The organism is Rhizobium cauense, from assembly GCF_019511525.1.
Lineage (GTDB): Bacteria > Pseudomonadota > Alphaproteobacteria > Rhizobiales > Rhizobiaceae > Rhizobium > Rhizobium cauense.
This window is the reverse complement of sequence record NZ_JAEUAT010000005.1, coordinates 167,325-181,051: the sequence shown is the minus strand read 5'-3', so window position 1 is coordinate 181,051 and position 13,727 is coordinate 167,325. Positions and strand designations below refer to the sequence as shown.

At 59.6% G+C, this 13,727-nt stretch carries 14 protein-coding genes and 1 riboswitch; of the genes, 11 read left to right on the top strand and 3 right to left on the bottom strand.

Annotated features, from left to right (window positions below):
- Positions 1-114: 114 nt before the first annotated feature.
- Genes JNB88_RS11510 through JNB88_RS11500 form a run of 3 tightly spaced genes read left to right on the top strand, consistent with a single transcriptional unit; the run spans position 115 to position 3,171 of the window.
- Positions 115-639, top strand: coding sequence for a MarR family winged helix-turn-helix transcriptional regulator (locus JNB88_RS11510; protein ID WP_220355579.1), 525 nt, complete (start codon positions 115-117; stop codon positions 637-639).
- Between the two features lie 48 nt (positions 640-687).
- A complete protein-coding gene (locus tag JNB88_RS11505; RefSeq protein ID WP_223217171.1) occupies positions 688-1,344 on the top strand; it encodes a thiamine diphosphokinase in 657 nt (218 codons plus the stop codon).
- Positions 1,345-1,347: 3 nt separating this feature from the next.
- Entirely contained in the window at positions 1,348-3,171 is a 1,824-nt protein-coding gene (locus JNB88_RS11500) for an ABC-F family ATP-binding cassette domain-containing protein (RefSeq protein ID WP_220355577.1), read from the top strand.
- A gap of 42 nt (positions 3,172-3,213) precedes the next feature.
- Here the strand turns inward: JNB88_RS11500 and JNB88_RS11495 are convergent, their stop codons facing one another.
- A complete protein-coding gene (locus JNB88_RS11495; protein ID WP_220355576.1) occupies positions 3,214-5,040 on the bottom strand; it encodes an ABC transporter ATP-binding protein/permease in 1,827 nt (608 codons plus the stop codon).
- A 150-nt stretch (positions 5,041-5,190) separates the two neighbouring features.
- Positions 5,191-5,268: riboswitch (SAM riboswitch) on the top strand.
- A 35-nt stretch (positions 5,269-5,303) separates the two neighbouring features.
- Between JNB88_RS11495 and metA the strand changes: the two genes are divergently transcribed.
- The 8 genes from metA (at position 5,304) to JNB88_RS11455 (ending at position 11,723) form a co-directional block, all read left to right on the top strand.
- Positions 5,304-6,227, top strand: coding sequence for a homoserine O-acetyltransferase MetA (metA, locus tag JNB88_RS11490; RefSeq protein ID WP_037131835.1), 924 nt, complete (start codon positions 5,304-5,306; stop codon positions 6,225-6,227).
- Between the two features lie 138 nt (positions 6,228-6,365).
- The gene (locus tag JNB88_RS11485; RefSeq protein WP_220355575.1) at positions 6,366-7,388 is read left to right on the top strand and encodes an aldose epimerase family protein; all 1,023 of its coding nucleotides are present in this window, start codon (positions 6,366-6,368) and stop codon (positions 7,386-7,388) included.
- A 112-nt stretch (positions 7,389-7,500) separates the two neighbouring features.
- Complete coding sequence (locus JNB88_RS11480; protein WP_220355574.1) at positions 7,501-8,274, top strand: GntR family transcriptional regulator; 774 nt, start codon at positions 7,501-7,503, stop codon at positions 8,272-8,274.
- Positions 8,271-9,302: an SIS domain-containing protein gene (locus JNB88_RS11475; RefSeq protein ID WP_220355573.1), complete on the top strand. Its 1,032-nt coding sequence runs from the start codon at positions 8,271-8,273 to the stop codon at positions 9,300-9,302. The genes JNB88_RS11480 and JNB88_RS11475 overlap by 4 nt, the downstream gene beginning before the upstream one ends.
- Positions 9,299-10,450, top strand: a complete 1,152-nt coding sequence (nagA, locus tag JNB88_RS11470) for an N-acetylglucosamine-6-phosphate deacetylase (RefSeq protein ID WP_220355572.1) — start codon at positions 9,299-9,301, stop codon at positions 10,448-10,450. Before JNB88_RS11475 ends, nagA begins: the two co-directional genes overlap by 4 nt.
- Positions 10,451-10,463: 13 nt before the next feature.
- Entirely contained in the window at positions 10,464-11,192 is a 729-nt protein-coding gene (locus JNB88_RS11465; RefSeq protein ID WP_220355571.1) for an SIS domain-containing protein, read from the top strand.
- Positions 11,193-11,334: 142 nt separating this feature from the next.
- A complete protein-coding gene (locus JNB88_RS11460) occupies positions 11,335-11,481 on the top strand; it encodes a hypothetical protein (RefSeq protein WP_220355570.1) in 147 nt (48 codons plus the stop codon).
- A gap of 89 nt (positions 11,482-11,570) precedes the next feature.
- Positions 11,571-11,723, top strand: coding sequence for a hypothetical protein (locus JNB88_RS11455; RefSeq protein ID WP_167546215.1), 153 nt, complete (start codon positions 11,571-11,573; stop codon positions 11,721-11,723).
- Here JNB88_RS11455 and phbB read toward each other — a convergent pair.
- Positions 11,720-12,445: a beta-ketoacyl-ACP reductase gene (gene phbB, locus JNB88_RS11450; protein WP_037131820.1), complete on the bottom strand. Its 726-nt coding sequence runs from the start codon at positions 12,443-12,445 to the stop codon at positions 11,720-11,722. The genes JNB88_RS11455 and phbB overlap by 4 nt on opposite strands.
- Positions 12,446-12,513: 68 nt before the next feature.
- Positions 12,514-13,695, bottom strand: a complete 1,182-nt coding sequence (locus JNB88_RS11445; protein ID WP_220355569.1) for an acetyl-CoA C-acetyltransferase — start codon at positions 13,693-13,695, stop codon at positions 12,514-12,516.
- Positions 13,696-13,727 lie beyond the last annotated feature (32 nt).

Sequence of the window (13,727 nt, the reverse complement as noted above, 5' to 3'; positions counted from 1 at the left end):
GTCGTTCCGAATGAACCGATGAACCATTTATGTGCTATTAGCATATATTTGTCAATGTCACTTGATTGACCTCAGCATATTCTCATGTGACGCATGCCATGCTATGCTTCACGAATGAACGAGAGCCTGATGAAACCTGCCGAGACAGACCCCGCAACCGACGAACCGGGCATTCTGCGCATTGGTCAAAGCATGACCCGCATGCGTCTCATGACTGGGCGGCGGCTAATCGGGAGATTAGCCATCCAGAGTGTTGCACCAGGTCTCGAACTATCGCACCTGGACGTGCTGGATGCCGTGCGGCGCGCTCAGGAGGACGGAGAAGTAACGGTCGGAACAATCGCGGAGATGATGCGGATCGATCCATCGCGCGCAAGCCGAATTGTCGCGGATATGGTAGGACGAAATATTCTGCGGAGAGAAGCATCCCAGGCGGATGCGCGAAGGATCATCGTCGTAATGACCCCGCTCGGGCAGAAGCTGCTATCGGAGATACGCGCACAAAAGCTCGCGTTTGTTTCCACGGTAGTCAAAGACTGGAACCCCGAAGAGATTGAGATCTTCGGTGAGCTATTCGAGAAGTTCATCTCCGGCTTTGAAGACGTTTTTCAAGCACGAATGAAAGATATTGCCGACTGAGCCACAACGGCGGCTCTTTCCCTTGCCCCCTGCTTTGCGCTATGGGCAATGCGCATGAGCCAATCCACCTTCACCATTCTCCTCGGCGGCGAACTGCGCGTAACCGATCGACTGCGTACCGCTGTTGCTGGCAGCCGGTTCATTGCGGCCGACGGTGGAATGCGGCATGCGGCTGCACTCGGCATAGTTCCCGAGCTTTGGGTGGGCGATTTCGATTCAACGCCGTCTGATCTCGATAGTGCTTTCCCTGATGTACCGCGAGAGCCCTATCCTACTGCCAAGGCATCCACAGACGGCGAGATTGCCGTCTCGGAAGCGATCGCACGCGGCGCAAGGCGCCTTGTGCTTGCGGGTGCGCTGGCGGGCGAGCGCTCCGACCACGCCGTTCAGCACCTGCTCTATGCTGTCAGCTTGGCAGAGCAGGGCTATGATGTGCTTCTGACCTCTGGCACCGAGGAGGCCGTGCCGTTGATTGCGGGTTCTATCGAGCTGGACCTGCCGCCTGACAGCCTGTTTTCGGTTCCCGGCTTCAGCGAACTGCGCGGCCTTACGATAGAGAACGCGCGCTACCCGCTTGCTGACTTCCACTTGCCTTTCGGCTCGTCACGCACTGTTTCCAATGTGGCGAAAGGCAAGGTGTGCTTTTCGCTCGAGAGCGGTCGGGCCATCGTGCTCGCCCGCCCCTATGACCTTTCCGGAGTCTGATCTTTGGCGCCTCCCATTCTGAAACTCGACGATATCTTTCTCAGCTTCGGCGGCACGCCGTTGCTCGCGGGCGCGGCCCTGCAGGTGGAGCCCGGAGACAAGATCTGTCTGGTCGGCCGCAACGGTTCCGGAAAGTCGACGTTGCTGAAGATCGCCGCCGGGCTGGTCGAAGCGCAGTCGGGCGAGGTCTTCCGTCATCCGTCCGCGACCGTCCGCTATCTGGAGCAGGCCCCTGATTTCGCGGGCTTCCAGACCGTGCAGGCCTATGCCGAAGCGGGACTTGGTCCTGGCGACGATCACTATCGCGTCACCTACCTCCTGTCGCACCTCGGGCTCACAGGCGAAGAGGATCCCAAAAACCTATCGGGCGGCGAAGCACGCCGTGCCGCCCTCGCGCGCGTCCTTGCGCCCGAGCCAGACATCCTGCTCCTGGACGAACCGACCAACCATCTCGACCTCCCGACCATTGAATGGCTGGAAGGCGAACTGCAGAAGAGCCGAAGCGCACTCGTCCTGATCTCTCACGACCGCCGCTTCCTCGAGAAGGTTTCAACGGCCACCGTCTGGCTGGACCGAGGCACTTCACGCCGGCTCGACAGGGGTTTCGCCCATTTCGAGGCATGGCGCGACCAGGTGCTGGAGGCAGAGGAGCTTGAACAGCACAAGCTCGGCAAGGCGATTGAGCGAGAGGAACATTGGCTGCGCTACGGTGTCACGGCACGGCGCAAGCGCAACATGCGCCGCCTCGGCGAACTGCAGACCATGCGTTCGCAATATCGAGGCCATAAGGGGCCCCAGGGCACAGTGCAGGCAACGGTTTCCGATGCACAGGAATCCGGCAAGCTTGTCATCGAAGCCGACAAGATCACGAAAACATTCGGGGACCGAGCGATCGTTGCGCCCTTTTCGATCCGCGTGCATCGCGGCGATTGCATCGGTCTCGTCGGGCCGAACGGCGCTGGAAAAACAACGCTGCTAAAAATGCTGACAGGCCAGCTCGCGCCCGACACCGGCACGATCAAACTCGGCACAAATCTCGAAATCGCAACGCTGGACCAGAAGCGCGAAGACCTTAACCCGGACGAGACGCTCGCCCACTATCTGACGGACGGACGCGGCGAGAACCTTCTCGTCAATGGCGAGCAGCGCCACGTAACCGGCTACATGAAAGAGTTCCTCTTCCAGCCCGAGCAGGCCCGCACGCCGATCAGGAACCTTTCAGGCGGCGAACGAGCGCGGCTCATGCTGGCGCGGATCATGTCGCGCCCCGCAAATCTGCTGATCCTCGACGAGCCGACGAACGATCTCGACATCGAGACGCTGGATCTGCTGCAGGAGATCGTTGCGGGCTTCCCCGGCACCGTCATCCTCGTCAGCCACGATCGTGACTTCCTCGACCGTACCGTGACATCGACGATCGCGCCGGCAGTTCCCGATGCACCGGACGGGCGGTGGATCGAGTATGCCGGCGGCTACTCCGACATGCTCGCTCAACGAAAGGGCGCCGCGGAGGAGCGAAGAAAGGCCGAAAAGGCATCGGAACGTTCGAAGCCACAGGAAGCAGCCCCCACCGAGACGGTGAAGGCGAAGGGCAAGCTTTCCTACAAGCAGAAGTTCGCGCTCGAGAATCTGCCCAAGGAAATGGCCAAGGCCGAAGCCGAGATTGCCAAACGCGAAGAGCGGATGGCGGACCCAAGCCTGTTCACCAAGGACCCCACCACGTTTCACAAGCTGGCGGCGGAGATGGAAAAACTCCGGAACAGCCTGACGAAAATGGAAGAGGAATGGCTGGAGCTCGAGATGCTGCGGGAAGAATTGGAGGGCTGAGGCAACGCTTTCGGCCTCAGACCCTTATCAGTCACCGAGCCATCACAGCGCGGGCGCGGGTGCGTTTGGTGCTTTTGCCATAACCTTCATTTCCGGCTTGGCAGGCAGAGCCTCGAGGTGCAGCACACGCGGCTGGAAAGTTTCCACATAAGCTTCGGAACGACCGATATAGATCATCGTGGCCTCAGGTATCGAAGCCAGAACCTTCATCATCGTTGACTGCCATTCCGGTTCCATGCCTTCAAGGACCTCATCGAACACGATCCACTTCGGCCGGACGAGGAGCAGACGCGCAAAGCCGATGGCACGCTGCTCGTCTGAATCGAGCAGCTTGTCCCAGCGGGCCCGCGTATCGAGCCGGGAGACCAGGTTGTGAAGCCCCGCCTTCTCCAGCGCGGCGGCGACATCGGCATTCTGATAGGTATCGGCAGGCTCTGGGAACGCCAGTGCTTCGCGAAGTGAGCCGCCGGGGATATAGGCCGATTGCGGGACGAAAAGCATGTCGTCCGTGGGCGGAAGGCCGATCTTGCCGCCACCGCAGGGCCAGAGCTCGGAAAGCGCAAGAAAGAGGAGCTTACGGTTCACGTTGTGATCGCCGTTGATCATGACTTTCTCGCCGGCCTTGATCGTCACGGCACCCTCATGCACGCGGAAGCCGCCGCACTGATCGATCTCTTCGCCGATCTTGGCAGCGATCCGGACATGATCGAGAGTCAGGGTTCCCGGAGGATTGCGTTCGTACTTGATGGTACCCTTCAGATTGATGTCGTCACTCATGCTGGTGAGCGCCTGCCTGAAATCGGTGACACGCATCAGCGTGGCGCGCCATTCGGCAATCGCGCCAAAGTTCGCAACATACCAGCGAAGGGCGGTGTTGACCTGGTTGAAGGCACCGACCGACATCATCAGCTGACCAAACGTCAGGCCGCCGGAGAAGTAGGCGGGCGCTGCGACGATGATTGGGATGACAACAACGAGCCAGCCGTAGCCGGCCGACACCCAAGTGAGGTTGACGTTGGCCATCGCGACCCGCTTGATGACGTCAAGCACGGCGCTGATATCGGTATTGATACGCTGCTGCTCGTTTTCCTCACCGCGGGCCACCGTAATCGCCGGCATGTTCTCGTTGGCATGCATCAGCGCAAAGCGAAGCTCGGCTTCCTTCGAGAAACGATCGGCGTTGAGCTTCACCAGCTTGCGTCCCACCAGCTGGCTGAGGACCGATGCTGACGCGGCATAAAAGATCGCGGCCCAAACCATGTAACCCGGAATAGAAAAGGCATGCGTACCAAACCGGAAGACAAAGCCGCTGGAGAGCTCCCATAGCACGCCGATGAAACTGATCAGCAGAATCGTCGCCTGCACCAGGCCAATCATCAGGCTCGTGGTGCTTTCCGCGAGGTTGCGGGCATCTTCATGGAGGCGCTGATCAGGATTGACGCCGATGAGGCCGCTGGCCGAAAGCCGAAGCGCACGTTTGCGCTGAAGCCACTGATTGACGAGGTCCCTCGTCAGCCCTTCGCGCATGTAGACCGCGGTCATTTGATTGAGCCACGCCTGCACGACGTTGAGCAAAAGCAACATGCCCGCGATTAGGGCAAAGACCTTCAACTGATGGAAGAAGCCTGGCAGATCGCGCCGAGCGATGCTGTCGTAAAACGGTGCGTTCCACTGGTTGAGAATGACGGTCGCATAAGCGGTGGCGAGAATAATGGCGATGAGCGCGGTCGCAATGACCAGAACTCTGCCTCGAACAGGGGAATGCCAGAAAGCCGAAAACATTACCTTCAGGCGATAGCCCAGGCTCAGATCGTACCCTACTCTGTCCTGCCCTTGAATGCTTGGCCTGCCTTCGAGGTCATCTGCCATTACGCGTCCCTAGCAATCATCTTACTTCAATAGACATGGTGATTCGCCGTGTCCACCAACAGTTTCTAGCAGTCATTAACGTGGGAGTGACTTGATATCGACCCCATCCTTCGTTTGAGCAATTGATTCGCAGGTCGACTGGCGCTATTTAAAACGCTCCGTGGTGATTTGGCCGGCCGGCTTGCAGCCACGTTAAAGAAGTTGCTAAAGGGCCGCGTGCGGACCGATAGCGATATATTCGTTGTTTTGATCGAGTGACCGCAATGCCCATCAAGATCCCTGATACGTTGCCTGCGTTTGAAACCCTGGTTCAGGAAGGCGTGCGTGTGATGACCGAGACGGCGGCAATCCGTCAGGACATCCGACCGCTTCAGATCGGGCTTCTCAATCTCATGCCGAACAAGATCAAGACGGAATTGCAGATTGCCCGTCTGGTCGGCGCATCTCCGCTGCAGGTCGAGCTTTCGCTGGTCCGAGTGGGTAACCACAGAGCAAAGAACACCTCGGAGGATCATCTTCTCTCCTTCTACCAAACGTGGGAAGAGGTGAAGCACCGGAAGTTCGATGGCTTCATCATTACCGGCGCGCCGATCGAAACGCTGCCCTATGAGGACGTTAACTATTGGGGCGAAATGCAGCAGATTTTCGACTGGACGGAAACCAACGTCCATTCGTCCATGAATGTCTGCTGGGGTGCGATGGCCGCAATCTATCACTTCCACGGCGTCCCCAAGTACGAACTGAAGGAGAAGGCCTTCGGTGTCTACAGGCACCGGAACCTGAAGCCCTCATCGGTCTATCTCAATGGCTTCTCCGACAATTTCGAGGTACCGGTCTCGCGTTGGACCGAAGTCCGCCGCAGCGATATCGAAAAGTCGGACAATCTCGAAATCCTGATGGAGTCCAGCGAAATGGGCGTCTGCCTCGTGCATGAGCGGAAGGGCAAGCGACTCTACATGTTCAATCACGTGGAATATGATTCGACGTCGCTTTCCGATGAGTACTTCCGCGACGTGAACGCTGGCGTGCCGATCAAGATGCCGCACAACTACTTCCCGCACAACGATCCTTCACTGCCGCCGCAGAACCGCTGGCGCAGCCATGCGCACCTGCTCTTCGGCAATTGGATCAACGAACTATACCAAACGACACCTTACGACCTTAATGATATCGGCAAGACCGGGTAACACCGGCGAGCTGTTGCGCGAACAGCGGCACAGCGCGTCGATCAGGCGGCCGTTCTTTTTTAAACCGCACCGGTTGCGATTTACCGCAAATGGGGGCAGGTTCCCTGCCTTAATTGAAGATATATCAGGACGGTCGTGATGGCGGAAATGTTGAAGCGGGAAGTTTTTGGGCAGACCCAGTCGGGAGAAACTGTTTATCGCGTCGAGATCAAGGGTGGCGGCCTGACGGCCAAGGTCATCAGCTGGGGCGCCGTCATACAGGACCTCCGCCTCGAGGGCCACGACGCGCCGCTCACGCTCGGCTTCGACGATTTCGACAGCTATCTCGCCCATTCCTCCTACTTCGGCGCAACTCCCGGACGTTGTGCCAACCGTATCGGCGGCGGAAAATTCACGCTGGATGACCAAGCCTATCAGCTTGACCTCAATGAGAACGGCGTGACTCACCTGCATGGCGGGAACGACAATATTGCCAAGCGGAACTGGACGATCGTCGAGCATGATGTCGACCGTGTCATACTGAAGATTGTCGATCCCGACGGGCGCGGCGGCTATCCAGGCAACTGCACCATTCAGGCAACCTACTGGGTGCATGGCGACGGCGAACTCTCTGTGACCTACGAATCGACCAGTGACCAGCCGACGATTGCCAACGTTTGCCAGCACGCCTACTTCAACCTCGATGGCCGCGATGACGCGCTCGGCCACGACATCATGATTGCAGCCGACAGCTATCTCGTCACCGATGAACGACAGATCCCGACCGGGGAGGCTCGGCCCGTTGCCGGAACGGCCTTTGACTTCCGTCAGATGTCACCCATGAAGCGGTTCGACGGCGGTGAGCAGGCACTCTACGATCACAATTTCTGCCTTTCGAACGAGCGCACTGCCAAGCGCTCCGTCGTCCTTGCCCGCAGTTTGAACTCGGGCGTTTCGCTGGAAGTGCGCACGACGGAGCCTGGCGTGCAGTTCTATGCCGGCTTCAAGCTTGACACGCCGGTTCCCGGCCTGGACGGGCGCAAATACGGCCCGTTCGCTGGCTTCTGCCTGGAAACACAAATCTGGCCGGATGCAATCAACCACGAGGGCTTCCCCGATGCAGTCCTCCGTCCGGGTGAGGTGCTGCGCCAAGAAACGGACTACATCTTCTCTAAAAGCTAAGCCTCTTCTTTCCTCGAAGAAATGAACCCTCGCAGGTCGCCTGCGAGGGTTTTTTCGTTTCTGGCTGATTTACTGCTTGCGATTGGTTCTATATAGGTTCTATTATTCCTATATGGATAGAACCAGTCTGATAGCAGAACTGAACAGCCGCGGCCTGCGTGACGAAGCGCTCACCGGCCCGCTCTACAAGCGCTTGGCGCAGGCCCTGACTGGCCTGGTTCAGGAAGGATTGTTGAAGCCGGGAACGGCACTTCCCGGCGAGCGCGATTTGGCGGAAGCCCTGAAGGTCGGGCGCGTGACCGTTCGGACCGCCTATCGCGATCTGATGAATTCAGGCACGCTCGAGTCGCGGCATGGAAGTGGCACCTTCGTTTCGAGCAAGGTCGAACGGATGGAGCAATCGCTGTGGCGGCTTTCGTCATTCTCTGCCGACATGCGCTCACGTGGACGCGCTCCTGCGGCAAGGATCTTGTCTAGAACCGTCAATACGCCATCTCCCGATGAGGCCTTTTTGCTTGGCCTCGGCCTTGATGAACCTGTCCTCCGCCTGGATCGTCTGCGCCTTGCTGACGGCCTTCCGCTTGCCATCGAGCGCGCTGTGGTGCCGGTAAAGTTCCTTGGAGAGAATGCCGGGGGGGAAGGCTCTCTTTACGAAGCGCTCACGGCAAGCGGCCACCGCCCCGTTCGGGCGCTGCAAAGACTGACGGCGGTGACGCTCGATCCATCATCGGCCGCGGCACTGGACGTGAAGGCGGGTGCGCCCGCACTCCTGATCGAACGCGTTTCGCGCCTGGAAGACCAGCGCGTTGTTGAATACACCCGCTCCCACTATCGTGGCGATGCATATGATTTTGTTGCGGAATTGAGAATCGGAGATGACCTATGATTGAAAGCCCGTCGCTAATGTTGCAGGAAGCCGGCCAGTCGCCGGACGTTGTCGCAACACTGCTTCAGAAAGAAAAAGCGGCCTTCGATGAAATCGCGAAATTGTTCGCGTCCGGCCGCCCGAGCGTGGTGACGACAGCCGCGCGCGGATCTTCCGACCATGCCGCGACGTTTTTCAAGTACCTGTTCGAGATCACCTGTGGCGTGCCGGTTGCATCGATCGGTCCGTCGATCGCATCGGTATATGGCGCGTCTCTGCATCTGAAGGGCGGCATCCACTTCACGGTGTCGCAATCAGGCGCGAGTCCCGACATCGTTGCCTTGCAGGATGCTGCAAAGCGGGGTGGCGCAACGACGATTGCGGTCGTCAATGTCACCGACAGCCCGCTCGCCAAACAAGCCGACATCGTTCTCGGGCTTCATGCAGGCGCAGAGAAGAGCGTGGCAGCGACAAAGTCTTTCATCGCTTCGGTCGCCGCGCTTTCCGGTGTCACGGCTGCCATCAGCGGCAAGCGTGACCTGCATGCCTCCTTGGAAAAGCTGCCGGAAGCCCTCCAGGCGACTAGCGGGATCGACACGAAAACCGCGGAAGATGTGCTTTTCAACGCCAGTTCGCTCTACACGGCCGGTCGAGGCCCTGCCTTCGCCATTGCGCTCGAGGCAGCCTTGAAAGCCAAGGAGACTGCTGGCCTGCACGCAGAGGCCTTCTCTCTTGCCGAATTGATGCATGGGCCGATGCGTCTTGTTCAACCGGGCTTCCCGATCGTCGCCTTTGCGCCCGATGATCCGGCATTCAGCAACAATGTCCAGGCGCTCGAGCGGCTGCGGAAACTCGGAGCGACCACCGTGCCGTTCTCGGCGCAACCGGTCTCCGGCATCAATCTGCAGGTTCCGACCACGGGCAGCGGCCTGCTCGACCCGCTCGTTTCGCTGCTGGTCTACTATCGCCTGATCGAGTCGGTTACGCGCCGCAAGGGTTTCGACCCCGACAAGCCAGCGAACCTCCTCAAGGTCACGGAGACGATGTGATGCGCAAGATCTTCTCCGGTGCGCGGATCTTCGACGGTCAGCGCTTCCATGACGACAAGGCACTGATCGTCCTGGACGGACGCGTCGAAGCCATCGCAGCGACCAGCGAACTGCCGGAGGGCGAGCACACGCGATTTAACGGCGGCGTGCTTTCTGCAGGCTTCATCGATGCGCAGGTGAATGGTGGCGGCGGCAGGATGCTCAACGATGAGCCATCGACCGCTTCCATGTATATGATTGCCGATGGCCATCGACCATACGGAACGACGGCACTGCTGCCGACGCTGATCACCGATACCGCAGACGCGACCGCGGCGGCGATCGAAGCAGCCAAGGAAGCCGTCAAGACAAACCGTGGCGTCGCAGGCCTCCACCTCGAAGGCCCGCATCTGGCGCCAGCGCGCAAGGGCGCTCATCTTGCCGAGTTGATGCGCCCTGTTGAAGACAAGGACGTAAAGGCCTTCATTGCTGCCAAGGAAGCAATCGGCACCCTGCTGGTCACTATGGCCGCCGAACAGGTCACAGTGAAGCAGGTGCGCGAACTCAGTGAAGCCGGCGTCAGCGTCAGCATCGGCCACTCCGATTGCTCCAGCGAGGCCGCGGAGGCGCGCTTTGACGCCGGCGCGCGTGGCGTGACCCACCTTTTCAACGCCATGAGCCAGCTCGGCCATCGCGCGCCGGGCCTTGTCGGCGCGGCCATCGACCATCCCTCGGTCTGGTGCGGCATCATCGCAGATGGTCACCATGTCGACCCGAAGGCGCTTCGAACCGCTCTTCGAGCCAAACGGGGCGAAGGCAAGCTCTTTTTCGTAACGGACGCCATGTCGCTGGTTGGATCGGAGCAAGACTCCTTCACGTTGAACGGCCGGACCGTCCGGCGCGAAAGGGGTGGCTTTTGCTCTAAACTGGTTCTGTCGGATGGCACGCTCGCCGGCTCCGATGTCGATATGGCTTCCACCATCCGCTATGGCGTGACCTATCTCGAGTTGACGCTCGAAGAAGCCCTTCGCATGGCGACACTCTACCCGGCACGGTTCCTGCGCCTTGACGACTACGGCCATCTTTCACCGGGTGCCCGGGCTGATCTGGTGCATCTGACCGACGCCCTGGAGGTCACAGAGACTTTCATCAGCGGCGAAGCCGCCTAGAATCGAGGACGTGATGACAGCGATCACCGATTCCTATTTCTCCAATCTGATCAGCAGACTCGAGACCTTGAAGACGGAACTCGCGGAGCCAATGGCCTTGGCAGCCGATGCAATCCTCGAGGCCGCACGCAGCGACAAGCGGGTTTATGTATTCGGTACGGGCCACTCGCACATGCTGGCGGAGGAGGTACACTATCGCGCAGGCGGGCTTGCCTTCACCGTTCCGGTTCTCGTCGGCTCGGCGATGCTGCACGAGGGCGCGGTGATCAGCTCCGTCTATGAGCGCACTGAAGGATTGGTGCGGCCGGTGCTTGAACGCTATGGCATGCAGCCGGGAGACGTCATCATCATCGCATCGAACTCCGGCGTAAATGCAGCTCCGGTCGAAGCCGCCGATTATGGCCGCGAAATCGGTGCCAAGGTGATTGCGATCACCTCCGTCTCCTATTCGAGCGCGGTTGCCAACGGGCGGCGCCGACTGGCGGATATTGCCGACGTCGTCTTGGACAATGGCCTTCCTCCCGGTGATGCCGTGATCGACCTCCCGGGTACGGAACTGAAGGTGGGCCCGGTTTCTACCGCTGTTGGTGCAACGGTCCTGAATGCCATCTTTGCCGAGGTGGCGTCACAACTGTCGAAGGAGGGCGATGCACCGATTTATCTCAGCGCCAATATGCCCGGGGCAGCTGCGGTGAACCAGCGACTGGTAAAAAAGTATCGGCCGCGCAATCCACACCTTTGAGAGCGAACGGCGACCGACTGTCAACGCTACGTCGACAGTCGGTCGCCAAAGTTCAATCTACCGCACCGCGAGCATGAGGCGCATATTTCCTTCAAGAACAGCGGCAGGGCTTTTATCCCGCCGCCTCGAAAGGAACGATCCCATGACTCAGATCATTCTGAATTCAGCCGTCGCCATCCTCATTGCGGCCGCCTTCGTAACGACCGCCACTGCCGCTCTTCGCGGCGAAAACCGCGCTATGCAGAAAGTGCCAGCCAGGGCCAAGACAAGGCGCCACCCAAAGAACTGAAAGACAGCCAAATAATTCCTCAAATCGGCCCCAATATCGACACCGGGTTGAACGACCAATGGGTCGTGGGGAATTTGGAGCGCAGGGCAATGACCAGAATTATCGGTGCGGCCGCAATGTTGACCATCGCCATGGCGGCCTATGCGGCATACTTGAATCCGTACGATACGCGTAGCCAGCAAGGCCGCTATTCGCAGCAGATCGAGAGCCACGATAACGGCCTTACGGCATCCATCCGCTAAACGAACAACTGCCCGCCATTGGCGCTGATCGTCGATCCGGTGATGAAGCCGGCATCGTCGGAAACCAGGAAGACGACGCAACGCGCGACTTCTTCAGGTTCTCCAAGGCGGCCCACGGGGATCTGCGGAATGATCCGCTCGTTCAGCACCTTTTCCGGGACCGCGCGAACCATTTCCGTGCCGATGTAGCCGGGGCAGATCGCGTTCACGGTGATGTTCTTGGCGGCACCTTCCTGCGCAAGCGCCTTGGTGAAACCGAGATCTCCTGCCTTCGCAGCGGAATAGTTCGCCTGCCCCATCTGGCCTTTCTGGCCGTTGATCGAGGAAATGTTGACGATCCGCCCGTAGCTTCTGTCGCGCATGCCACCCCAGACCTGGTGGGTCATGTTGAAGAGGCCGGTGAGGTTGGTGTTGACGACCTCGTGCCACTGCTGCGGCGTCATCTTGTGAAACATTGCGTCCCGCGTGATGCCGGCGTTGTTGACAAGGACATCGACCGACCCCAGTTGGGCCTCGACCTTCGCGATTCCCTCGCCGCAGGATTCGTAGTCGGAAACATCCCATTTGAAGACAGGAATGCCTGTTTCGCCGTGAAAGGCGTTTGCTTTCTCATCGTTGCCCGCGTAGTTGGCGGCAACTGAATAGCCTGCGTTCTTCAGTGCGACGGAAATCGCAGCGCCAATACCGCGCGTACCACCAGTGACGATAGCCACCCTGCTCATGTTCCGCTCCCTCAGTTGAAGGCCCCGCTATGCTGCGGGGCTCAGGTTATAGTTGCATTGCCTGCTATTCAAAGAGCTTCAAAGCACATTGCGACACCCATACCGCCACCGATGCAGAGCGTCGCCAGCCCCTTCTTCGCGCCACGACGCTTCATCTCGAAGAGGAGCGTGTTGAGCACCCGTGCACCGGACGCGCCGATTGGATGGCCGATCGCAATCGCACCACCATTGACGTTGACGATCGATGGATCCCAGCCGAGATCCTTGTTGACCGCACAAGCTTGCGCGGCAAAGGCCTCATTCGCTTCGACGAGATCAAGATCACCGACAGACCAACCGGCCTTTTCCAGCGCCTTGCGCGACGCAGGGATAGGGCCGGTTCCCATGACCTGCGGATCGACGCCCGCCGTCGCCCAAGAGACAATGCGGGCGAGCGGCTGGATACCCCGGCGAGCGGCCTCAGCTTCGCTCATCAATACGGCCGCCGCCGCGCCATCGTTCAAACCGGAGGCGTTCGCCGCGGTGACCGTGCCCTCCTTGTCGAAGGCAGGACGCAGCTTTGCCATCGAGTCCAACGTCGCGCCGTGACGGATGTATTCGTCGGCATCGACCGTGACATCGCCCTTCCGTGTCTGGATGACGAAAGGAATAATTTCATCGGCGAAACGGCCAGCCTTCTGCGCGGCTTCCGCCTTGTTCTGCGAAGCGACCGCGAACTGGTCCTGCTCCTCGCGGGAGAGTTGCCACTGGCGTGCGATGTTCTCGGCGGTGATGCCCATATGGTATCCATAGAAAGCATCCGTCAGGCCGTCCTTGATCATCGTGTCGACCATCTTCATGTCGCCCATTTTCGTGCCCGCGCGCAGATGCGCGGCATGAGGCGCCATCGACATCGACTCCTGGCCGCCCGCAACGATGATCTTTGCATCACCGAGCGCAATCTGCTGCATGCCGAGCGCCACTGCGCGAAGGCCCGAGCCGCAGAGTTGGTTGACGCCCCACGCGGTTGCCTCTTTGGGAACGCCAGCCTTCATGGCCGCCTGCCGGGCCGGGTTCTGACCTTCACCAGCCGGGAGCACCTGACCGAGAATGACCTCGTCGACTTCCGCGGCGTCGACACCTGCGCGCTCCAACGCTCCCTTGACCGCAGCGGCCCCCAGTTCATGGGCTGGAACGGTAGCGAAAGCACCGTTGAATGAGCCAACGGCAGTGCGGCCCGCACTAGCGATGACGATGGATGAACTCGACATGACGATCTCCTCGTTAACTCCACCAGATAGGA